The organism is Devosia sp. A449 (assembly GCF_054489375.1).
Map to the genome: position 1 here is coordinate 115934 of NZ_JBTMWU010000003.1, position 22566 is coordinate 138499.

Here is a 22566-nt window from a genome sequence, read left to right on the forward strand (position 1 = left end):
GCATCGACATGGGACATCTTGAATTCCTGTTCCTGATGCAGGGCCTGAAATGGACGGTGCTGCTCACCCTGATCAGCTTTGTCGGTGGCTCGGCCATCGGCCTGCTGGTGGCGCTGGCCCGCACCTCGGAAAACAAGCTGCTGGTGCAGTTCACCATGGCTTACACGGCGCTGTTCCAGGGCACGCCCCTGCTGATGCAGCTGTTCGTGGTCTATTACGGCCTGGCTCTGCTGCAGCTCAATATCGAGCCGTGGATTGCTGTCAGCATCGCCTATACCGCCCATGCCAGTGCCTTTCTGGGCGATATCTGGCGCAGCGGTATCGAGGCGCTGCCCAAGGGGCAGTCCGAGGCCGCCAATGCGCTGGGCGTCTCCTATGTGACGCGGATGCGCCACGTGATCCTGCCGCAGGCGCTTAAAATTTCACTGCCGGCCACCATCGGTTTCATGGTGCAGCTGCTCAAGGGTACGTCGCTCGCAGCCATTGTCGGTTTCGTCGAGCTGACCCGTGCCGGGCAGATCGTCTCCAACCAAATCTTCCAGCCTCTGCTCGTCTTCGGTGTCGTGGGGTTGGTCTACTTTGCTCTGTGCTGGCCCTTGTCGCTCTATGGCAGCCGGCTCGAGCGGAAAATGGCGCTGGCAACGCGATAATGGGTCCGGCGTAGTCCGGCCATGCAGCCAGTGCTTAGCTTCAACAGGAGGAAATATTGAAGAATTTGTTCAAGTCGATCGCCATCGCCGGGCTGGCCAGCCTGGCACTCTCCACGGTCGCCAGCGCGCAGACGCTGGAGTCGATCGAAGGGCGCGGCAAGCTCATCGTCGGCATCCAGGGCGACAACCCGCCTTACGGCTTCCTCGACTCCCAGGGCCAGAATGATGGCTACGACGCCGCTGTGGCACGTCTGCTGGGTGAGTTTCTTGGCCAGCCGGTCGAGTTCAACGTGGTGACCAACCAGAACCGCATCGCGGCGCTGCAGACCGGTCGCGTCGACGTGATCTTTGCCACGCTGTCGATGACCGCCGAGCGCGCCCAGGCCGTGCAATATTCCAAGCCCTATGCAGAGCAGCCCTTCTTCGTGCTGGCGCCGACCGACATGGAAGTCGCCGGTGTTGAGGATCTGGCCGGCAAGACCATCGGCGTGCCGCGTGGCGCGATCATGGATCTGCAGCTGACGGCCCTGGCCACCGAGTCGGAAATCCTGCGTTTTGACGACGACTCGTCCAACGTTCAGGCGCTCCTCTCCGGTCAGGTCGACGCCATTGGCGGCAGCATGTTCTACGAAGAGCGCCTCAACCAGCAGGCACCCGGCAAGTTCGAGAACAAGTTCTCGACCGGCTCGCTCTATATCGGCGCCGGCGCCCGTCTCGACGACGCCGCATGGAACGGCAAGCTCAACGCGTTTCTCGACGAAGTGACCGCGAACGGCAAGCTCGCCGCGCTGTACCAGCAGTGGTTCAACATGGAACTGCCCGAGATGACCACTCCGGTGGAAGGCGTCTCCTGGGCGGCCGAATAACCGTCCCTGCGCAACCACCCACCTGACGATGGTGCCGGAACCGTCCGGCACCATCACTACGGAACCCAGGATTTTCTCATGCCCACACCTTCAAACTCCGAGCGTTCGGCCGGTGCTCCCTTCATCGAGATGAAGGATGTCAGCAAGTGGTATGGAACCTTCCACGCGCTCAAGAACGTCAATCTGACGGTGAACAAGGGCGAGCGCATCGTGGTGTGCGGCCCATCCGGCTCGGGCAAGTCCACCCTGATCCGCTGCATCAACCGGCTGGAGCCGTTCGAGAAGGGCACCGTCTCGGTCGACGGCGCCGAACTCAACGAGCATGGCGGCGCGATTGCTTCGGTGCGCCGCGAAGTCGGCATGGTGTTCCAGAATTTCAATCTGTTCCCCCATCTCACCGTGCTGGAAAACTGCACGCTGGCGCCGATCAAGGTGCGCGGCCTCAGCCGCGAGGCGGCCGAACAGACCGCGATGAAATATCTCGAGCGCGTTCACATCGGTGAGCAGGCGCTGAAATACCCGGCACATCTGTCCGGTGGCCAGCAGCAGCGCGTGGCCATTGCGCGGGCGCTGTGCATGGAACCCAAGATCATGCTGTTCGACGAGCCAACCAGCGCGCTCGATCCCGAGATGGTCAAGGAAGTGCTCGACACCATGATCTCGCTGGCCGGTGACGGCATGACCATGATCTGCGTCACCCACGAAATGGGCTTTGCCCGGCAGGTGGCCGACCGGGTGATCTTTATGGCCGAAGGCGAAATCCTCGAAGAGGCGCCGCCGCAGGAATTCTTCGTCAATCCCAGGCATCCCAGAGCCAAGAGCTTCCTGGGCGAAATCCTGGCGCATCACTAATCGGCGGGTCCATCATGTCTTCCACTCTGAAATCCATTCCAGTCCTGGTTCCCGGCGCCATCAATCCGATCACGCTGGAGCGGCTGCAGGCCGTCTTCGACGTCACCTATGTCGAGGGCGGCTTCGTCGCCGTGACCGACGAGATGGCGGCGAAAGTGCGCGGCATTGCCGCCATCATTCCGATGGCTGCGGCCACGATCGACCGCTTTCCCAAGCTGGAAATCATCGCCCATTTCGGTGTCGGCTATGACAGCGTCGATGCCAACCATGCGGCTTCGCGCGGCATCATGGTGACCAACACCCCCAATGTGCTCAATGAGGACGTGGCCGATATCGCCATTGGCCTGCTGCTCAACGCCATTCGCCAATTGCCGTTGGCCGAGCAGTGGCTGCGCGACGGCCACTGGGAGAGCAAGGGCCCCTATCCGCTGACCAAGCTCACCCTGCGCGAGCGCCGCGTCGGCATTTACGGCATGGGCCGGGTCGGGCGTGCCGTGGCCAAGCGGCTTGAAGGCTTCGGCGTCGAAATCGCCTATCACAATCGCAACCCGGTCGAGGGCGTCGACTACCAGTATTATCCGACGCTGCTCGGTCTGGCGGAGGCCGTGGACACCATGATCTCGGTGGCGCCCAGCACGGCCCAGACCGCAAAATCAGTCAATGCGGCGGTGCTGTCGGCCCTCGGCCGCGATGGCGTCTTCGTCAATATCGGTCGTGGCGCAACCGTCGATCAGGAGGCGCTGATTGCCGCGCTGCGGGACGGCACCATTGCCGCCGCCGGCCTCGACGTGTTCGCCTCCGAGCCGCATATGCCGCAGGCGCTGCTCGACCTGCCCAATGCCACCCTGGTGCCCCATGTCGGCTCGGCGACCGAATATACCCGCGCCGCCATGGCCACTTTATGCGCCGACAATGTCATCGCCTGGTTCTCGGAAGGCTGGCCGCGCACGCCCGTCGCCGAAACACTGGGTGTTCCTCGGGTCGAGGTCTGAAACAGCTTGGCGGCCCGGCGCCTGTCTATTCTATAGTCTTGCAATAACCGCCCAACGACCAGTCATTGGATAAACTATGGAAGACCTCGCAACAGTCTATTCAGCGCGCCCCCTGGCCAAAAGCCAGGGTTTGAGCGAGCACGTCCACCAGGCGTTGCTGCAGATGCTGGTGCAGGGCGTGCTCAAGCGCGGCATGGTGCTGCGCATCGACCTGCTGGCCAAAACGCTCGACGTCTCGCCCACCCCGGTGCGCGAGGCGCTGGCACGGCTGGCGACCACCGGGCTGGTGCTGCATGAGCCGCGCAAGGGCTACACCATCGCGCCGCCGATCGATCGCAAGCAATTGGCCGAACTGATCGATGCGCGGCGTCTGATCGAGGTGGCGGCGATTGGCCGGGCCTGCGCCAATGGCGGTGCGGCTTTCATTCGCGATCTCGAAAAAGCGCTGCTTGCCCAGCACCGCGCCGTCGAGCTGTATCAGGCGCAGAAGGACGACAATAGCGAAGCGCTCGCCTGGGACGTGATGCTGGCGGATCTGCATTTCCACCAGGTCATCTTCGAATACACCGATAACCGCTTCATTCGGGTGATGTCGCAGGCGCTGTCGGCCCAGCTGCATCGTATTCGTCAGTCGGCGCAGGCCGGCATTTCCGACGATCAGAACGCGCTCGATGAGCACGAAGCCATTCTCGCCGCCCTTCGCACCGGCGACCGCGCTGCCGCCGAACAGGCGATGGAGCAACACATCAACAATGTCGAAAAGCGCTCGGAACTGGACCTTTCAGACCAGTAGCAGCGCTTTTTTCCCGCCTATAATCAACTTCCAGGAACGATCATGACGACCCCTTACCCCACCGAGAAGACAGCAATCATCACCGGCGCCGGCTCGCCGCGTGGCATTGGGCAGGACCTTGCCCGGCGGCTCGGCAGCAAGGGCTGGAACCTCGGTCTGATCGATCGTGACATCGTGCTGGCAACCGAGCTGGCCCAGACCCTGCAGCGCGAGCATGGCATCAAGGCCGTGGCCGCCGAAGCCGATATTTCCGACGCTGCCGCCGTGGACCGGGCCGGCACCTTGTTCGAGCAGTCCCTGCCGCCAGTGGTGGCGGTGGTCAATATCGCCGGCATCAGCGATCCGACCCCGTTCATGGATACCGATCTGGCGCGCTGGGAACGTGTGCTCAAGATCAATGCCACCGGCACCTTCCTGGTGACCAAGCGCTTCGTTGCCGGCATGGTCGAGCGTGGGGTCGGCCGCATAGTCAGCCTGTCCTCGACAGCAGCCCAGAGCGGCGGCGGTACCTTCAGCACGGCCTCTTATGCCGCTTCCAAGGCCGCCATTGAAGGCATGACCCGTGGCCTGGCGCTCGAAATCGCCAAGACCGGCGTCACCGCCAACGCTATCGCCCCAGCCATCATCGATACTGACATCATGGGTGGCACGATCACCCCGGATCGTCTCGACTATTTCACCAGCCGCCTGCCCGTCGGCCGGCTCGGTCGGGCCGATGAAGTCTCCGCGCTCATCGAATTCCTGATCGGCCCCGACGCCGGCTACATCACGGGCGCCACGCTCAACATCAACGGCGGCGCGAGGATCGGCTAATGCTTGAAACCAAGACCATCGACATTTTCAATCCACTCGGCACCGACCCGCGGGGAATTGACCGCTGGCAGGCGGCCGCCAAGCTGGCTGCTGTGGACCTGCCGCTGACATTGCCGCACACGCCAGAAAACTGGCCGATTGCTGCCGCCATGCTGCAGTTTCCGGGGCGCACCGCGCAGGGCAAGACCATGCGCGAGGCTGGTCCCGAGCGCTGGTTCCGCGACCTGAGCATCATTGCCGCCGAAGGCTTCAACTCGGTCGAAATCCCCAGCGCCTGGCTGCCGGTCGGTGAGCTGGAACAAAGCGAACATGATGAGCTCAAGGCCGTGCTGCGTCAGCTCGATCTTTCGGTCTGCGCGACCTCGGTGGTGCGGCGCAGCATTATCGAGCAGGGCCGCGAGCAGGAAAACATGGCGATCACCCATGCCGCTATCGACGCCGCTGCGGCAGTTGGCTCGCCGCTAATCTGCCTGGGCCTGCATGAAGCGCTGCAGCCGCAGCAGCTGGATGTGACCTGGTTCTGGACTATGCCAACCCACCACAATCCCAATGATCGGGATGTGTGGAACCAGGCAGTGGCCGGCTATCAGGAACTGGCCGACCATGCCGCGTCGGTGGGCGTCGAGATTTCGCTCGAACTCTATGAGGGCACCTTCCTCTGCGCCGCCGATAGCGCTCTGGCCTTCCTCAGCGACATCGACCGCGACAATGTTGGGCTCAACCCTGATTTGGGCAATCTGATCCGGGCGCAGAACCCGATTGAGCCTTGGGAATCCATGGCCATCAAGACCTTCCCCCATGCCAATTATTGGCATGTGAAAAACTATAGCCGTGTCGAACTGCCGGAATCGAATCTTTATTTGACGTGTCCGTCGCCGATGGCCAACGGGCTGATCGATTACCGTCGGGCAATCGCCTTTGCTGTGGCGCATGGCTTCAAGGGCGCATTCCTGTGTGAGAATTACGGCGGGGATGGCCTGTCGGTTACGGCCGAAAGCCGTCGCTATATCCAGCGCATTCTCAAGAGCATTTCGCTTGATGCCCAATGGTCGGCCGATATGCTGCAAAGCGAAGCGGGGGCCAAGTGAGCTTCGCCAATTGGGAAGATGCCAGGGAAGGCGCAAAGCGGCGTCTTCCCAAGATATTCTTCGACTTCATTGACGGAGCCGCGTTTAGCGAGTCCACCGCCCGCGCCAATATCGAGGATTTCGATAAATGGGTGTTCGAGCAGCGGGTACTTGTCGATGTCGCCGAGCGTAAGCTGTCGACCACTTATCTCGGAGTCGAGCGCCCGCTACCCATGATCCTTGGGCCCGTGGGCTTTGCCGGGTTCTTTGCGCCCAATGCCGAAATCAAGGCCGCGCGCGCCGCCCATGCCGCGGGCATTCCCTATTGCCTGTCCAATTTCGGCATTGTGTCGATGGAAAAGCTACGCCAGGCGACCGACGGGCAGCTGTGGTTTCAGCTCTATGTCCTCAAGGACCGCGAGCTCTCGGAAAAGCTGATGCAGCGTGCCGAAGCCATTGGCTCCGAAGCTCTGGTCATCACCGTCGACAGCCAGGTCAAGAGCGTGCGCGAAAAGGATACGCGCAATGGCTTCCGCACCCTGACCAAGGTCACGCCTGGCCTCGCCATGCGGCTGATGCGCAAGCCGCGCTGGGTAGCCGGGGCACTGACTGCCGGGCCGATCCGGATCAACAACCTGGCCGAATATCCGCAATACGGCACCAGCGCGCTGGAGCAGGCCGCCAAGCTTGGCCACTTGATCGACGCTTCGATGACCTGGGATGATATTGCCCGCTTCCGTGAGCGCTGGAAAGGCAAGCTCATCATCAAGGGCATTCTCAGCGCCGAAGACGCAAGTCATTGCGCGCGACTGGGCGTTGATGCGCTGATCGTGTCCAACCATGGCGGACGTCAGCTCGACGGTGCGCGCTCGTCGATCTCGGTCTTGCCCGACGTGGTTGCGGAAGTCGGCGACAAGCTGGAAGTGTTGTTCGATGGTGGTATCCGTCGCGGCAGCCACATCGTCAAAGCCATGGCCCTTGGCGCCAAGGGCGTCCTGCTCGGTCGCAGCTACGCCTATGCGGTGGCCGCTGAAGGCCAATCTGGCGTCAGCCAGCTGCTGGATATGATGGGCGTCGAGATGGACGTCGCCCTGGGGCATATCGGCGTTCGCAACTTTGTCGAACTCTTCGAGCAGCGTGCCCGCGCCTTGCGGCCACGGGACTAGTGACGCTCGATCCAGAGACGAGAGACAGCGGAGCGCAGGGCAACAATCTCGCCGGCATCGGACTGATTGTTTGTGCCACGCTGCTCTTTTCGGGTCTGGATGCCATCACCAAGCAATTGGTGATGCGCTATGACGTGCCCCTGGTCGCGGCCATGCGCTATGGCGTTCAGCTGGTGCTCATCCTGCTCCTGTTCGGCCCCCGGCATGGCACCGCGCTGGTTGGGGCACGGCGCCCGGCGCTGGCAGTGTTGCGCGGTGCTTGCCTGGCGCTGAGTGCGCTGTTCATGGCGCTGGCCTTGCAACGCATGCCCATCGCCGAAACAACAGCGATTATCTATCTAGCGCCGGTGCTTGTGGTCCTGCTGGCGGGGCCGGTGCTGGGGGAGCAAGTTCGCCTGTTGAGCTGGCTGGCTGCCCTTGGTGGATTTGTGGGCGTTCTGATCGTGGTGCGGCCCGGCAGCGGCCTCGATCCACTAGGCCTGCTGTTTTCAGCGGCCAATGTCATCACCACCGCGGCCTATTCTTTACTGTCCCGCCTGCTCGCGCCAAACGAGCGAACCTCCATCCTTCTGTTCTATGCGGCGTTGGTTGGTGCCGTAGCCTTTGGCCTGATGGCGCCCTGGTTCTGGTTTGATGCGATGCCGGGGCCAAGCGACCTGCTGCTGCTGTTCAGCATCGGCGCTCTAGCCCTAATTGGCCACGGCATTCTCACCATCGCCAACCGTTTCGCCGAGGCCTCACTGATTGCCCCGGTGTCGTATTCCCAGTTGCTATGGGCCGGACTTCTTGGGTGGCTTATCTTTGGCTAGCGACCGGATGCTGTGAGCATCGCCGGCATGGGCTTGCTGCTGGGCGCCGGACTATTGGTCTCATTCAATGCCGGGCCAACCAGTCACAGGTCAAGGTCATGACGGCACAGCAGCCCGTACCAGCCGATGGGCCATGTTTCGCAGATTTTCCAGTGAGATTTGTCATCAAAACCGGTCACGGGGCCGTACGACGACGACTAGCTGGCGGCGACGGCTGAGGCGCTGGTTGGCGCGACGGCAGTGGAGCAGCGTTCGACCAGGTGGCAGGCCAGTTCAATGCGGCGCGCTGGGCCGGAAATGCCGGCGATCTGGTCGCGCAGCAGATCGAGCGCGACCACCCCGATTTCCTGCATCGGCACATGCATCGTCGTCAGTGTCGGGTTGACGAAGGCCGCTTGGGGCAGGTCGTCGATGCCGATGACGGAGACGGCCTCGGGCACCGCATAGCCCAATTGCTGCAGGCCCATCATGGCGCCGATGGCGAGGCTATCGCCAGCCGCGAGTATGGCGCTGAAATCCAGGCCACGCGCGGCCACGCGCTCGGCGACGGCGCGGGCCGCCAGGTCCGGCAGCCAGTCATCCACCAGCAGCATGCGGTGGTAATCGACCGCAATGCCGTGATGGCGCAGCGCATCGTGCCAGCCCTCGCAGCGCCGATCGATGGTGCGTCGGCCGGGCCGCATCAGAAACACCGTGTCGCGATGGCCCAGCCCGATCAGATGTTCGGTGGCCACGCGGGCCGCCGAGCGGTTGCAGGGGGTGACGCTCGATAGCCGCATCTCGGGGTCGTCGCCATTGACCAGCACCACCGGTTTGTCGAAGTCGCGGGCCGCCGCCAGCATCTCGTCATCGTCCAGCGTCAGGAACATCAGCCCGACGACCTGCTCGTTGTCGCGCGCTTCGGCGAGCACTGCCGCCTGTTCCGCCGGGTTGGCGATGGGGCGGGTCAGCAATTCCAGACCCAGCTCGGCGGCACGGGCACGCAGCCCTTCCAGCACATGCAGGGTGAATTGATTGCGCCCATAGTCGACGATGGCCGCGATCGAGGCGGCGACGATCACCTTCTGGCCGGTGGTCACCCAGGGCATCGCATAATTGGCCGCCTTGGCAGCGGCGAGAATCTTGGCGCGTAAGTCGGGACGCACGCCCTTGTCGCCGGCCAGCGCCCGAGAAACCGAACTCAGCGACACGCCGCATTGCGCGGCAATATCCTCCAGGCGGACGCGGCGCGTCCGGTTCAGGCGTGTTTCGACAGCATCGGCCATGGAGATCTCCCCGCTGACACACTGCAAATAATTTTCATATTGCGCAAACTATTTTGTCGTGGCTTGAATGGTAGCGGTAGCCATCCAGTAGAGACGGTGCCGAAGGGAGGAATTGGAACCATGGTTCTGGGTGCTGACGACAGCGGTCGGCTGGCTGGCAGTGTTACGGCGGTGGCGTCCAAATGAACGCGGCTTCCGGCCATCTGCGCCGGCCTTTGGGGCCAGGTGGATCGATCGGTCACTGGCAGGTCAGCGCCGTTGCAGACGAGCTCTATGACGTGCCGTGGGCGCCGATGCTGGGGGAGATGGACCCGTTCTTTTTCCTGACCAAGCACAAGAATTTTATTCCGCACGAATATCCCTGCCGCACGATTTTTGCCGAGCGCTGTCGTGGGCTGCGGCCCGAAGTGCGCGGGCAGTTCGAGCTGGCGCGGTACTGGTTGCCCTTCGGCTCGCCGCGGCTTGACCTCTCCGGCTTCTGGTTCCGCCCAACGCGCATTGCGGCCTGGGCGCGCACCGCTATCGAGGCGCAAACTGCCGGTATGGCCAAACTGCGGCTGGGCACCTGCGGCGGCGCGGTGATCTGGGTCAATGGCCAGGAACTGGGCTGGATGGCGCCCTATAGCCGCAATCTCGAAGCGCAATCACACTTCACGGTCGCGCTGCAGGCCGGCCCCAACAATATTGAAATCTTCTTCGATGATCTGGCCGAGCGCGATGCGCGCTTCTTCTTCCAGCTGGATTATGTCAGCGGCCCGGCGGTCAGCGTCGCGGTGCCGACACCGGTGACAGATGCGGTGGCGGTTGGGATCGAACGGAGCCTCGAAACCCTGCATTTTGATCGGACGCATTACCTCGGCGGTCCGGTGACACTGATCCTGCCCCATCCGGTGCCGGTCGACACCGAGGTGCAGGTCGCCATTGGTGGCGATTTCATCTCGCGTGAGCAGGTCGCGCTGCAACGGGTGCTGACGGCCGGCGCCACCCGTCTCGATCTGGGGCCGTCCGAGGCACTGCCGGCCGATTTCCGTCATTTCGACATCAGTTTCAATGCCGGCGGCTTTGTTGCGACGCGCACTCTGGCCGTCGAAATTTGCGATGTTGAACGCCAGGGCGTAGCGCCGGAAAGTCTCGCGGCGCGCATCGCGGAAACCCTCGAAGCGGTCTCTGAACACAGCGAAGCCGATACAGTGTCTGTGCTGGCGCGGCTGGCGACCGGCAAGAGCGGGGCCAAGACCGACGCGATGATCGCGGCAGCTTTGCCTAGTATCGAGGCCTGTCACGACTGCTCCGATTTCACCCTGGTGCCGCTGCTTTGGGCGCGCATGGTGTGGCCGGAGGCTATTGATCCCGCGCTGCGCCAGCGCATCGACAACACTATCCTTGGCTATCGCTATTGGATGGATGAGCCGGGCAATGACGTGCAGTGGTATTTCTCCGAAAACCACGCGCTGCTGTTCCACACCGCCGCCTATCTGGCGGGGCATTTGCTGGCTGACGCCGTGTTCACCCGCTCGGGCCGGAGCGGCGCCGAACAGAGCGCCATCGGCGCAGCGCGGGTGCGGGCCTGGCTCGATCATTTCGAAGCCTGGGGCATGGCCGAGTTCAACTCGGCGCCGTATTTCCCCATCGACCTCAAGGGGCTGACCGCGCTGGCAGCTTTGGCGCCCGATGCCGATATTGCAGCCCGGGCCAAGGCGGGCATCGTGCTGCTGCTCGAAATCGTCGCCCGCTCGGCGCATCAGGGCATGGTAACGGCGGCGCAGGGGCGCTCCTATGAACATACGCTTTGCGCTGGTCGCTCGCTCGAATTGTCGGCGATGGCGCGGCTGGTCTGGGGTAGGGGCTGGGTTGGCCGCCGGCTGCATGCGCTGCCGCAATTGGCGCTGTGCCTGCGCGATCATGGGCTGACCATCCCTGAGCAGCTGAGTGCCATCGCGGTTCACACTAAGGCGGATCATGCCGAATGGCGCTTCGCCCAGGGGCAGGATCGCTTTGCCCGGCTCTATCACTATAAGGGCCGCCACTTCGCCATGGGCTCGCCGGTACACTATCGCTGGGGCGAATGGGGCTATCAGGAAACCGTGCTGCATTTGCGGCTCGGCGATGCGCCTGAAGCGGCGATTTGGATCAACCATCCCGGCGAGGCGATCCAGTTCGGCGCGGGTCGGCCGTCCTATTGGGGCGGCTGCGGCACGGTGCCGCGCGTCCAGCAATATCGTGGCCTCGCCGTGCTGCAATTCGCCACCCATGCCGACCAGCCCGCTTTTACCCATGCCTGGTTCCCCGTCGACCAGTTCGATGACAGCCGGGTGGCGGGCCCCATCGCCATGGCCCGCAGCGGCAGTGGCGCGGTGCTGCTCAAGGGCAACGGCGATTTTACGCTGGCCAGCGAAGGGCCATCGGCTGGTGCCGAACTGCAATTGGCCGGGACCAACACCGTCTGGATCGTGCGGCTGGCCGAAACGACCGATCTTGACGCCCTGCAGCGTCATTTTGAACCGCTGGCGGTCGCCGTCTCGGCTGACGGCAGCTGGCGGCTCGATGATCCCGATTATGGTCTGGTGATTTTTCACCCCGATGGCGTGGTGGAGGCCGAGGGCCGCCGGATCGATCCCCAAACCTATTCCATCGCCGGAGATGCGCTGATGCTTCCCGGCTTTGCCCCGCCGCCTGCGCTGGTAGAGGCCCAACAAGAGGCCAGCCGCCGCTAACCCGCGAACCGGACCGGTTCGTCATTGTGAGGAGGATGAAATGAGAAAGAGCAAAACCCTGTTGGCCGCTTTGGCCCTGGGCCTATTGACCACCACGGCCACCCTGGCCGGGGATGTGCGCATCATGTGGTATTCGGACGGCGTCGAAGGCGAGGTGCTCAAGGACCTGCTCGACCGCTTCATGACCGATAATCCCGCGATCAACGTCATTCTGGAAGAAGTGTCCTACGACGTGGTGCGCGAGCAGCTGCCGGTGCAGCTCGAGGCCGGCAACGGCCCCGATATCGCCCGCGTCACCAACCTCAAGGCCCCGGCCGAGCATTGGCTCGACATGCGGCCGCTGCTGTCCGACCCCGCCTATTGGGATGCCAATTTTGGCGATCAGGCCGACTGGATGCGCCCCGATGGCTCCGACGCCATTACCGGCTTCATGACCCAGATCACCCTGACCGGCGGCTTTGCCAACAAGACCCTGTTCGAACAGGCCGGGGTCGAACTGCCGACCGCGGATGCGAGCTGGGATGATTGGGCGGCGGCGGCCAAGCAGGTTGCCGATAGCCAGCAGGTGCCGATGGCCATGGCGCTCGACCGCTCCGGCCACCGCATCAGCGCGCCCAATATTTCGTTTGGCGCCAATTATGTCGGGGCCGATGGCCTGCCGGCGCCGCTCGATGCCGGCGCCAAGGAGTTCATTGCCAAATTCGTCGGCTGGAACGCCGATGGCACCATGAACAACGAAGTCTGGGTGACCGCCGCCGGCTCGACCTATCGCGCTGCCGCCGACGACTTCATCAACGGCCAGCTGGTGTATTATTATTCCGGCAGCTGGCAGGTGCCGAACTTTGCCACCAAGATCGACGGTGCCTTCGATTGGGTCGCGACGGGCAGCCCCTGTGGTCCGGCCGCCTGCACCGGCATGCCCGGCGGCGCGGGCCTCGTGGCGATCAAATACACCAAGAACCCCGACGATGTGGTCGCGGTGATGGAGTATTTGGGCAGCGAAGCCATCGTCAAGGAGTTCTCCGAACGCACCCTGTTCCTGCCGGCGCATAAGGGCGTCATTGCTGGGGGGCTCGATTTCCAGTCCGACAGCCAGTTCGTCAAGGACGCGCTGAACGCCTTCGTCACCGCCTCGGCCACCACTTCGCCGGTGGCACTCAAGCTGCCCGGCTGGAAGTGGTCGGATGCGGTCTATAGCGCCGTCGTGGCGCGGGTGAGCCAGGTGATTGCCGGCGAATTGACGCTCGATGAGGCCTATGCCCGCATCGACGATGACGTGGCCGCCAAAGTCGCCGAAGCCGGCGGAAAATAGAGGACAGCGCTGTGGCATCGACTAACCCCACCCCCGCCGGACGGATCGCTCACCTGGCCCTGGCGCCAGTGCGATTTATCATTGGCGCTGTGATGGGGCTGGTCGATCTGCCCCTGCGCGGTTTGCAGAAGGTCGCCGGCCAGAACGGCATGGCGGCCTTCTTCCTGCTGCCCAATATGGCGATCTTCGCCATTTTCGTGCTGCTGCCGCTGGTCATCAATATCGTCTATTCGACCACCGGCGGTAATGCGATTTTCCTCGAAAACCGGGTGTTTGTCGGCGGTGCGCAATATGAGCGCCTGTTCGATTGCGCCAATTATCTGCTGCCCCAGACCTGCTCCGAAGACACCTTCTGGCGGGCGGTGCAGAACACCGCTTTCTTCGTGCTGTTTCAGGTCACCGCCATGGTGGTGGTGGCGCTGATCACGGCCCTGATCCTCAATCGGGAGATGCGCACGCGCGGCTTCTGGCGGGCAGTATTTTTCTTCCCCGTGCTGCTGTCACCAGTGGTGGTCGGGCTGATCTGGCGCTGGATCCTGCAGCGCGATGGCGTGCTCAATGCCGTGCTGCTCGGGGTCGGGCTGGATACCACGGTGTGGCTGGCCGACCGCAACTGGGCGTTCTTTTTTGCCGCCTTCGTCTCGGTCTGGGCGCATATGGGGTTCTATGCGCTGATCCTGCTGGCGGGCCTGCAGGCGATTCCGCGCGAGCTGTATGAAGCGGCCGAGATGGACAGCGCCAAGCCGATCCGGGTGTTCTGGCGCATCACCATGCCGCTGCTGCTGCCCAATCTGCTGGTGGTTCTGGTGCTGGTGCTGATCCGCGCGGTGCAGATTTTCGACGAGGTGTTCGTGCTCACCGGCGGCGGGCCCGGCACCGCGACCATGTTCCTCACCCAGTATATTTACGAAACCGGCTTTGCCAGCCAGCTGCGCAATCCGGGCCTGGCCTCGGCCGCGTCGATCCTGATGGGGCTGGTGCTGGTCACGCTGACGCTGGTTCAGCTCGGCCTGGGCCGGCGCAACGAGAAAAAAGCGGAGCGCAGCTCATGAACGCGGTCGTTGGCTTCATCACGCGCCGCCGCTCGATCCATGGCTGGCACTGGACCGATATCGCCACCTGGGTCTGGCTGATCGGCGGGCTGCTGATCATGTTCGGGCCGGCGCTGTGGCTGGTCATGTCCTCATTCAAGACCCCGGCGGCGCTGGCGGAATTTCCGCCCACCGTGCTGCCCTATGTCACCCAGACGGTGAGCGTCGAGGGCTATGACAAGCCCCTGGCGCTCTATACCGCCACGCTGCCGGACGGCACGGTCAAGACCATGGCCGAAGTGCGCCGGCTCGGTCTGGTCTCGCAGATGGTGGACCCGGTGACCCCCGGCGAAATCATCAAGGTGCAGATCGACCAGCGCGTGCCACTGCGCGAGGTGGCCTTCGCCAGCAACAACTATACCGATCCATTCCTGCGCTTCGATTTCTGGCTCTATCTGCGCAATTCGGTGTTCGTCACCTTTGCTGCCACTGCCATCACTCTGGTGGTCAATTCCATGGCGGCGTTTGCGCTGTCGAAATATCAGTTTCCCGGCCGCAGCGCGGTGATGCTGGTCATTCTGGCGACGCTGATGGTGCCGCTATCGGTGATCATCGTGCCGCTGTATTCGATCATCGGCACGCTCGGCCTGTTCGACAATTTATGGGGCGTCATCCTGCCCACTGTGGCGACCCCCACCGGGGTGTTCCTGTTGCGGCAATATATGCTGACCATCCCCGACGAGTTGCTCGACGCCGCGCGCATGGACAAGGCCTCGGAGTGGCAGATCTATTGGCGCATCGTGCTGCCGCTATCGGCGCCGGCGCTGGCGGTGCTGGCGATTTTCTCGGTGGTCTGGCGCTGGAACGACTTCTTGTGGCCGCTGATCGTGCTGTCCCGGCGCGAGCTTTACACCCTGCAGGTGGGGCTCTCGATCTATTCCGGCGAACTCAACGTGCAGTGGCACTACATTCTGGCCATGACCGTGGTTTCGATGATCCCCGTCGTCGTGATCTTCGTCTTCCTGCAACGCTTCATCACCACCGGCATTGCCGGGTCCGGTCTCAAATAGGAGCGCGCGCATGAGCCGCCTGTCCCTTAGCAATATCGTCAAGAATTTCGGTTCGGTCGAAATCATCCGCGACGTCAGCCTCGATATCCATGACGGTGAATTCGTGGTGTTTGTCGGCCCTTCGGGGTGCGGCAAGTCCACCCTGCTGCGCCTGATCGCCGGGCTTGATCGACCGACCAGCGGCGTCGTCTCCATCGATGGGCAGGACGTCACCAAGGTGCCGGCCGCCGATCGGGGGCTGGCCATGGTGTTTCAGTCCTATGCGCTTTATCCGCATATGAGCGTGCGGCAGAACCTGGCCTTCGGGCTGGAAAACACCCGCGTGCCCAAGCCCGAAATCGCCACCCGCATTGCCGATGCGGCCCGGATGCTGGAGATCGAGCCCTATCTCGAACGCCGCCCCGGCCAATTGTCGGGCGGGCAGCGCCAGCGCGTCGCTATCGGTCGCGCTATCGTCCGGCGCCCCGGCGCGTTTCTGCTCGATGAACCGCTGTCCAATCTCGACGCGGAATTGCGCGTCTCGATGCGGGCCGAACTGGGTGGGCTGCATGCGCGGCTCAATTCGACGATGATCTATGTCACCCATGACCAGGTCGAAGCCATGACGCTGGCCGACCGCATCGTGGTGCTGCGCGCCGGCAAGGTCGAGCAGGTAGGCACGCCGCTCGAACTTTACAACAAGCCGGCCAACCGTTTCGTCGCCGGCTTTATCGGCGCGCCGCATATGAATTTCCTGCCCGGCACCGTCACTCAGGCCGCGCCCGGTACGGCGACCGTGGCGCTGGCCGGCGCGCAGACCATGACGGTCGCGACCGGCGAAGTGACGCTGGCTGCGGGCGACAGTTTGACCATCGGCGTGCGGCCGCAGCACATCACCCTGGGCGACGATGCGGGCAGCATTCCCGCCACGGTCCGGCTGGTCGAGGAACTGGGTTCCGAAACCGTCGTCCATGCCGATGTCGGCGGCGCGCGGCTGCTGGCGGTGCTGGATGGCCAGCTATCGCTCAAATCCGGCCAGACCGTCGGCTTTGCGTTGAACAAAGCGCCGCTGCATCTGTTCGACGCCGATGGCCAGCGCTTCGCCGGGACCTAGGCTCCAGCGTCGTCACAGGATGAAGTCCGAGATGCCCAGATGGATGAGGCCGGTCAGCTCGACGTGGAAATCGGCCACGCGGTCGCCATTGATATCGCCGAGCACGATGGTCTTGTCATTGGCCGTGCCGGCCGGGTCTTGCTGGAGCCATTGCAGCTGGCCGCGCACCCCGGTAAAGGCCGCGCCCGCTGTCGCCAGGAAGCTGAAGGCCTGATTGCCGCCGAGCGAAGTGTTTGCATCGATGGCGGAGAAGTCGAACACATCCTGGCCCGGCGTGAAGTCGGTGATGACATCGCGCGTCGTGGTGGTCTTGCCCATCTCCGAGACGGCGGTGAAGATGAAGACGTCGTTGTCGGCGCCGCCGGTCATCACGTCGCGGCCTGCGCCGCCGGTCAGGCGATCGGCACCGTCGCCGCCTATCAGCGTGTCTGCGCCGGCCATGCCCAGCAGGATATCGTTGCCGAGACCGCCATCGAGCACATTGGCGGCGGATGAGCCGGTGATGGTGTCGGCGCCGCTGCTGCCGGTGACGTTTTCGATGGTTGCCAGCGTATCACTGCCGGTCTGGGCGCTCGACGCGGTACCATTGGTCAGGTTGACGACGGCAGCAGCGCTGGTGCCGGACAGGTCGTAGGTATCAATGCCCGCATTGCCGGTATAGCGGTCACTGCCGTCGTTGAGGGTGGCGAAGAAGCGGTCATTGTCGGCACCGCCGCTGGCGGTGTCATTGCCCTCGTCGCCATAGATCAGGTCATTGCCGGCGCCGCCCGAGATCGTGTCGTTGCCAGCCAGGCCATGATAGGTGTCGGCCGTGCTGCGGGCGGCCATATTGTCGGCTCCGGCGGTGCCTTGCAGCTGGTTGGATGGCAGCAGATCCATCGCTGCGCTGCCCTGGGCCAGCTTGGTGCCATTGGTGGCAGTATAGGCGAAGGTGACAGCGGTCTGGTCGTTGACCGGCGGGGTATAGGTCCATTGCCCGGCGCCAGCCGCTACCAGCGTGCCGATGGACGCGGTCAGCGTATTGATGGTCACGCTGCCGCTGAGCCCGGCGCCGACGAGTTCGGCGGCGGTGATGATGCGCGAGGTGTTGGCCAGCAGCGGTGTCATGGTGGTGTTGGCAAGCACATCCACCACCTGGCTGGACGCGGTGGAATAGACCGTCTCGGTGGTGCCGCCGCCGTCGCGATAGCTCACCGCAACGCGCACCAATTGGTCGGTATCGGCCTGTAGCAGGCGATAGGTAGCGGCCGTCGCCCCGGCGATATTGGTGAAGGTGCTGCCGTTGCCGCGCTGCCATTGATAGCTGAAGGTGCCCAGCCCATCGGCATCGCGGACCAGGGCTGCACTGGCGCTCAGGGTGACGTTTTCGACCGCCGAGCCGGTGACGGTCGGCGCGCCGGTGGGCAGGTCATTGGCATTGGTCACGGTCAGCGTGAGGGTCTTGGCCACGCTCAGCGAACCATCGCTGGCGGTCAGCGTCAGCGGGATGGTCTTGATGGTTTCGTAATCGATGCTTTGACCGGCCTTGAGATAGAGCGCGCCGGTGCTGGCGTCGATTTCGAAGCGGGCATCGGACACGGTCACCACATTGTTGCGGAATGAGGTGGCCAGATCCGGATCGATCACTGCCAGATCCGCGATTTTGGTGCGCAGCAGATTATTCTCCTGCACGCCGATCTGATTGCTGACCACAATATCGCTGGGGGCGTCATTGCCATCGCTCAGCAGCAGGGTGATCGGCTTGGAATAGCTCACCGGACCATCGCTGGCCGTCAGCGTCATGGTGAGCTGGCTGGCGGCTTCGTAGTCGATGCTTTGACCGGCCTTGAGATAGAGCGCACCGGTGCTGGCATCGATCTCGAAGCGGGCATCGGACACAGTCACCACATTGGCGCGCAACAGCGGATCAGTGTCGGGGTCGAGCACCGACAGATCGGCGATCTTGGTGCGGATGGCGGTGTTTTCCGGCAGGGTGATCTGGTTGGTCAGCACGATATCGGTGGGCGCCTGATTGAGCTGCACCTGCCTGATGGCGACGGTGTGGCTGCCGATAGCGCCGAGGTTGAGGGTGAGGATATCGCCGACCTGGCTGACCACGCTGGCGCCGGTGGCCTGATAGACAGTGCCAGCCGTCTGCTTGACGTCGATGGTGACCAGGCCTTCCCCGACAATGGTGAAATCGAGGTCGGTGCCGGTGCCGGTCAGCGCCATCAGCTGCGCGCGCGCGCCAATCGCGGTGATATGGGTCACGTCGTCCACCGCCGTGCCCAATTGCACGGTGAAGGTGCCACCATCGGCGTCAAGGAAGACGCTGTCGGCATCATAGGCGTACCAGTTGGTCACCGAGGCGATGGTCTTGCCGCCAAGGTCGTCGAGATCGAGGGCAAAGGTGCCCAGCACGCCCAATTGCGGGGTGGCGTGCATGGTGATGGTGTCGCCATTGACGCTGAAGCCGAAATCGGCGCGCTCGAAGGCCTTGATGCGGGCGGCCAGATCCGCCAACGTCACGAATTCAGCACCGGCCGCATAGGCGCTGGCGATGAAATTGGTGAACATGGCCTGGTTGTAGGGGGAGGGGGCCCCCTCATCGAGACTCCAGGCGGTGACGCCGTAATCATGCCATGGCCACACCACGATCGGCATGTCCGAATTGGCATTGAGTTCGGCCCATTCGGCCGCCCATTTGGCCTCGGCCTGTTCGATATTGAGGCCAAGCCAGCCCATCAGGGTGAAATCGAAGGACATGTTGGGCGCGATATAGACCTGCCCGTCGGCGCCCGGCGTCAGATAGCCGATGGCCCCGGGATAGCCGGCATTGAGCATCGAGGCGCCGCCCGACAGATAATCGTAATACTGGATCATCTGCTGGGCCGGCAGCAGCTGTTCGGGCATGCCGGGCACCGCAGCGCCGCTGATCTCATAGCCCAGATGGGCTTCCAGCGCGGCGCGGGCGCTGGCAAACTGGAAGCTGTAGGTGGCGGCAAGGAACGCCTTGGAGGTGGCGTCCAGCGCCTCAGGATTGGGCGCCGCCAGCACCTGCGCCAGCTTGGCATTGATATCGGCCAGCGTCATCGAGGCCAACGCCTGCCCGACCACGCCCGGTCCGCCCGGCAGCGCCGCATATTGGGCGATGCGCTGGGCCAGCAATTCGGGCGTCAGCACATTGGGCAGCAGGAAATTGGTGTCCTCGGGATGGGTATAGGAGTGCGAGCCGATCTCGTTGCCCATGGCGCGCATGGCGGCATAATAGGGCGAGGAAATCAGCCAGTTGGTCTCCTGGTCGGGCGGATTGAAGCCCACATTGACGTAGTAGGAGCCGACGAAATTATAGTCGGTTTTCCACTGCTGCAGGATCGGCAGCAGGGCGTCATAAATGCCGCCATCGACGTCATAGGTTTCCTGCGACTGGTCCATGTCGTTGCGCGAGGCAAATAGCGAGGCGTTGCGCGTCATATGCAGCGACACCGAGGGGCCGCCGGCGTCCTCATTGACCCAGTCGATGGCTTGGCCGAGCAGATTGACGTCGCCCAGCAGCGCCTCGGTGGCAAAATGCACATTGCGGCTGCCGGTGACGCTGCCCAGCACGGCGGCATGCGCCACGCCGTTCACCACCTGATCGGCGATGGTGCTGATCGAGCCGGCATTGGGATTGGCGGCGGCGAAATAGGAGGTGTCGGCGCCGGTATAGGTGTGGATCTCGCCGCCGGCGCCATAGCCTTCGGTGATGGCATGGCCAGTGGCGGTGGCGTGCACGTCGACGGTGACCCCGGACGCGCCACCGCTGCGATGGATCCCGAACAGCGTCTCCATCCGCTCATAGGCATTGCCCGGCAGGCTGGCATTGCCGGCATCATTGGTCATGAAGTCGCCCGCCGCGATCAGCGACACGTCGTATTGATAGACCAGCTTGGTCAGCACATCGGTGATTGCGGCATAGTCGGCGGTCGGCACATTGCGGAATGAGGGGAAGATGATGGCGTCGTAATTGGCCATCTTGGCCAGGTCGGTCAAATCGGTTTCCGACACCAGATCGAACGGAATGCCCGCCGCCATGGCCTGACTCTGCGCCGCCATTACCAGTTGCGAATAGGCCATCTGGCTGAAGTAATTATTCGCCGTGGTCTGCGAAAACACGATGGCGACCTTGTTGCCGGTGTCGGTGACCGCCGGCAAGGCGCTCATGTCGTAAACCGTATAGGCCGGCGACAGGTAATTGGCGGGCAGGAATACCCCGTCATTGACGTCGGCCAATACGCTGACCGCGGTGACACCGGCGCCGATCAGCGCCTTGGGCACCGCGAATTCGATGGTCATGCCATCCGGCCCCAGCTTGTAGTCGATGGCCCCCACCAGCGTCTGTCCGGCCTGACCGGTGTAAAGCCGAGCCACGCCGTCCGAGCCGATATTGACGTTGAACTCGGCCCCGCCGGCAAAGCCGAACACCTGGGTGCCGGTGGCGGCATTGCCGTCGGTATTGAGCCAGAAGGTGGTGTTGGGGCCGATGGCGACGGCGCTTTTGAAGCCGAAATTGAAACTGCCATCGTGGAACTGGCCGTAAAATTCATAGCCATCGATGGTGGTCATCGGCGTTTCCAGCCGTTGGCCGGCGGTCCATTCGCTGAGCACGCCATCGAACTGGCTGGTCGGCACCGAGGCCGGGTCGACCAGCGTATAGCCGCCGCCGGCATAGGAGGTGGGCAGGAACACGCTGTTATTGACGTCGGCCAGCACGGTAATGGCATTCACCTCCGCGCCGATCAGGCTGCGCGGCACGGCAAATTCCATGCTCAACCCATCCGGCGCAATGGCGTAATCAATGGTGCCGACCAGGATTTCCCCATCGGCGCCGCTATAGAGCCGGGCAATGCCATCGGCCCCGATATTGACGTTGAACTCAGCGCCGCCGCTACTGCCGAAAATCTGGTGGCCGGTGGCGGTATTGGCATCGGTGTTGAGCCAGAAAGTGGTGTTGGCCCCGATGGTGACGGCACTCTTGAGGGCAAAGACGAAATTGTCGTTGCTGACACTGCCGTATAGCTCATAGCCGGCGACGCCGGTCGCGGCGCTGTCGAGCCGTTGCTCCGGCGTCCATTCGGTCAGCACGCCGTCATAAGGTGCGGGTGGCACGACCACTGGCTCGGTCAGCACATAGCCGCCGGCGGCATAGCTGGGCGGCAGGAACACGCTGTTATTGATATCGGCCAGCAGCACCACGGAGGTGACAGTGGGCCCAAGCAGCGCCTTGGGCACGGCAAATTCCATGCTCAGCCCATTGGCGGCGATCTTGTATTCGATGGTGCCGACCAGGGTCTGCCCCTCCGCACCGCTATAGAGCCGGGCCACGCCATCGGCCCCGATATTGACGTTGAATTCGGCGCCGCCGGCAAAGCCCCAGATCTGGTAGCCAGTGGCGACATTATTGTCGGTGTTGAGCCAGAAAGTGGTGTTGGCGCCGATCGGCACGGCGCTGGAGACGCCGAAGACGAAATTGCCATCCGCCACCGTGCCATAGAGCGCATAGCCGGCGACCGTGTTGGCCGGCGTATCGAGCCGTTGCTCCGGCGTCCATTCGGTCAGCAGCCCGTCATAGGCGCCCGGGGGCGGCGGGGTGGTGATGGTATAGGCGGCATTGGTGTAATCGGCCGGCAGGAAGATGGTGTTGTTGATGTCGGCCATGATGCCGACGCTGGCCACGCTGGCGCCGAGCAGGCTCTTAGGCAGGGCGATCTCCAGCACCGTGCGATCCGCGCTCAGCGCATAGTTGAGATTGCCGACCAGGGTCTGCCCATCGGCGCCGCTATAGAGCCGCGGCACCCCATCGCTGCCAAAATTGACGTTGAACTCAGCGCCGGCGGCAAAGCCCCAGACGCGATAGCCGGTGGTGATATTGGCATCGGTATTGAGCCACAGCGTGGAGGTGGCGCCAATCGCTTGGGCCGAACTGAGGGCAAAATAGAACACGTCCGCTTCCAGCCGGCCATAAAGCGCATAGCCGGCAATGGTGGTGGCGGCGGTTTCCAGCCGATCGGATGGGGTCCAGTCGAGCAGTGCTCCGTCCAGAACTGTGGTCATG

16 protein-coding genes are annotated in these 22566 nt (G+C 63.3%); 14 read left to right on the forward strand and 2 right to left on the reverse strand.

The features are described from left to right. The first annotated feature begins 8 nt into the window (after positions 1 to 8). The 9 genes from ACX3OW_RS09775 (at position 9) to ACX3OW_RS09815 (ending at position 8008) form a co-directional block, all read left to right on the forward strand. A complete protein-coding gene (locus tag ACX3OW_RS09775; RefSeq protein ID WP_459095583.1) occupies positions 9 to 650 on the forward strand; it encodes an amino acid ABC transporter permease in 642 nt (213 codons plus the stop codon). 56 nt (positions 651 to 706) lie between these two features. Then, positions 707 to 1516 carry a transporter substrate-binding domain-containing protein gene (locus ACX3OW_RS09780; RefSeq protein WP_459095584.1) on the forward strand — a complete coding sequence of 270 codons (810 nt, stop codon included), beginning with the start codon at positions 707 to 709 and terminating at the stop codon, positions 1514 to 1516. Positions 1517 to 1594: 78 nt separating this feature from the next. Continuing rightward, entirely contained in the window at positions 1595 to 2368 is a 774-nt protein-coding gene (locus ACX3OW_RS09785) for an amino acid ABC transporter ATP-binding protein (protein WP_459095585.1), read from the forward strand. Positions 2369 to 2382: 14 nt separating this feature from the next. Continuing rightward, the gene (locus tag ACX3OW_RS09790) at positions 2383 to 3360 is read left to right on the forward strand and encodes a 2-hydroxyacid dehydrogenase (RefSeq protein ID WP_459095586.1); all 978 of its coding nucleotides are present in this window, start codon (positions 2383 to 2385) and stop codon (positions 3358 to 3360) included. A gap of 76 nt (positions 3361 to 3436) precedes the next feature. Beyond that, positions 3437 to 4153, forward strand: coding sequence for a GntR family transcriptional regulator (locus ACX3OW_RS09795; protein WP_459095587.1), 717 nt, complete (start codon positions 3437 to 3439; stop codon positions 4151 to 4153). 42 nt (positions 4154 to 4195) lie between these two features. Further along, positions 4196 to 4966, forward strand: coding sequence for an SDR family NAD(P)-dependent oxidoreductase (locus tag ACX3OW_RS09800; protein WP_459095588.1), 771 nt, complete (start codon positions 4196 to 4198; stop codon positions 4964 to 4966). Next, positions 4966 to 6054, forward strand: coding sequence for a sugar phosphate isomerase/epimerase family protein (locus tag ACX3OW_RS09805; RefSeq protein WP_459095589.1), 1089 nt, complete (start codon positions 4966 to 4968; stop codon positions 6052 to 6054). Before ACX3OW_RS09800 ends, ACX3OW_RS09805 begins: the two co-directional genes overlap by 1 nt. Next, positions 6051 to 7199, forward strand: a complete 1149-nt coding sequence (locus ACX3OW_RS09810; protein ID WP_459095590.1) for an alpha-hydroxy acid oxidase — start codon at positions 6051 to 6053, stop codon at positions 7197 to 7199. The genes ACX3OW_RS09805 and ACX3OW_RS09810 overlap by 4 nt, the downstream gene beginning before the upstream one ends. After that, positions 7199 to 8008 (forward strand): DMT family transporter, encoded by an 810-nt coding sequence (locus tag ACX3OW_RS09815; RefSeq protein ID WP_459095591.1) that lies wholly within the window; start codon positions 7199 to 7201, stop codon positions 8006 to 8008. The genes ACX3OW_RS09810 and ACX3OW_RS09815 overlap by 1 nt, the downstream gene beginning before the upstream one ends. 197 nt (positions 8009 to 8205) lie before the next feature. On the opposite strand, the gene ACX3OW_RS09820 is transcribed toward ACX3OW_RS09815, so the two are convergent. Beyond that, entirely contained in the window at positions 8206 to 9273 is a 1068-nt protein-coding gene (locus tag ACX3OW_RS09820) for a LacI family DNA-binding transcriptional regulator (RefSeq protein WP_459095592.1), read from the reverse strand. A gap of 182 nt (positions 9274 to 9455) precedes the next feature. On the opposite strand from ACX3OW_RS09820, the gene ACX3OW_RS09825 reads away from it, so the two are divergent. The 5 genes from ACX3OW_RS09825 to ACX3OW_RS09845 are packed head-to-tail and all read left to right on the forward strand — an operon-like array spanning position 9456 to position 16493. Continuing rightward, positions 9456 to 11987: a hypothetical protein gene (locus tag ACX3OW_RS09825; RefSeq protein WP_459095593.1), complete on the forward strand. Its 2532-nt coding sequence runs from the start codon at positions 9456 to 9458 to the stop codon at positions 11985 to 11987. Between the two features lie 40 nt (positions 11988 to 12027). Further along, positions 12028 to 13299 carry an ABC transporter substrate-binding protein gene (locus tag ACX3OW_RS09830; RefSeq protein WP_459095594.1) on the forward strand — a complete coding sequence of 424 codons (1272 nt, stop codon included), beginning with the start codon at positions 12028 to 12030 and terminating at the stop codon, positions 13297 to 13299. An 11-nt stretch (positions 13300 to 13310) separates the two neighbouring features. Next, positions 13311 to 14351, forward strand: a complete 1041-nt coding sequence (locus ACX3OW_RS09835) for a carbohydrate ABC transporter permease (RefSeq protein ID WP_459095595.1) — start codon at positions 13311 to 13313, stop codon at positions 14349 to 14351. Further along, on the forward strand, positions 14348 to 15400 hold the full coding sequence (locus ACX3OW_RS09840) for a carbohydrate ABC transporter permease (RefSeq protein WP_459095596.1): 1053 nt from the start codon (positions 14348 to 14350) through the stop codon (positions 15398 to 15400). The genes ACX3OW_RS09835 and ACX3OW_RS09840 overlap by 4 nt, the downstream gene beginning before the upstream one ends. A gap of 10 nt (positions 15401 to 15410) precedes the next feature. Then, positions 15411 to 16493, forward strand: a complete 1083-nt coding sequence (locus ACX3OW_RS09845; protein ID WP_459095597.1) for an ABC transporter ATP-binding protein — start codon at positions 15411 to 15413, stop codon at positions 16491 to 16493. 12 nt (positions 16494 to 16505) lie between these two features. Here ACX3OW_RS09845 and ACX3OW_RS09850 read toward each other — a convergent pair whose 3' ends face one another. Beyond that, positions 16506 to 22565 (reverse strand): M10 family metallopeptidase C-terminal domain-containing protein, encoded by a 6060-nt coding sequence (locus ACX3OW_RS09850; protein WP_459095598.1) that lies wholly within the window; start codon positions 22563 to 22565, stop codon positions 16506 to 16508. Position 22566 lies beyond the last annotated feature (1 nt).

Bases quoted from the DNA above. Each gene is read 5' to 3' on its own strand.
- ACX3OW_RS09775 (WP_459095583.1), top strand. From the start codon at position 9: ATGGGACATCTTGAATTCCTGTTCCTGATGCAGGGCCTGAAATGGACG.
- ACX3OW_RS09785 (WP_459095585.1), top strand. From the start codon at position 1,595: ATGCCCACACCTTCAAACTCCGAGCGTTCGGCCGGTGCTCCCTTCATC.
- ACX3OW_RS09790 (WP_459095586.1), top strand. From the start codon at position 2,383: ATGTCTTCCACTCTGAAATCCATTCCAGTCCTGGTTCCCGGCGCCATC.
- ACX3OW_RS09795 (WP_459095587.1), top strand. From the start codon at position 3,437: ATGGAAGACCTCGCAACAGTCTATTCAGCGCGCCCCCTGGCCAAAAGC.
- ACX3OW_RS09800 (WP_459095588.1), top strand. From the start codon at position 4,196: ATGACGACCCCTTACCCCACCGAGAAGACAGCAATCATCACCGGCGCC.
- ACX3OW_RS09805 (WP_459095589.1), top strand. From the start codon at position 4,966: ATGCTTGAAACCAAGACCATCGACATTTTCAATCCACTCGGCACCGAC.
- ACX3OW_RS09820 (WP_459095592.1), bottom strand. From the start codon at position 9,273: ATGGCCGATGCTGTCGAAACACGCCTGAACCGGACGCGCCGCGTCCGC.
- ACX3OW_RS09825 (WP_459095593.1), top strand. From the start codon at position 9,456: ATGAACGCGGCTTCCGGCCATCTGCGCCGGCCTTTGGGGCCAGGTGGA.
- ACX3OW_RS09830 (WP_459095594.1), top strand. From the start codon at position 12,028: ATGAGAAAGAGCAAAACCCTGTTGGCCGCTTTGGCCCTGGGCCTATTG.
- ACX3OW_RS09840 (WP_459095596.1), top strand. From the start codon at position 14,348: ATGAACGCGGTCGTTGGCTTCATCACGCGCCGCCGCTCGATCCATGGC.
- ACX3OW_RS09845 (WP_459095597.1), top strand. From the start codon at position 15,411: ATGAGCCGCCTGTCCCTTAGCAATATCGTCAAGAATTTCGGTTCGGTC.
- ACX3OW_RS09850 (WP_459095598.1), bottom strand. From the start codon at position 22,565: ATGACCACAGTTCTGGACGGAGCACTGCTCGACTGGACCCCATCCGAT.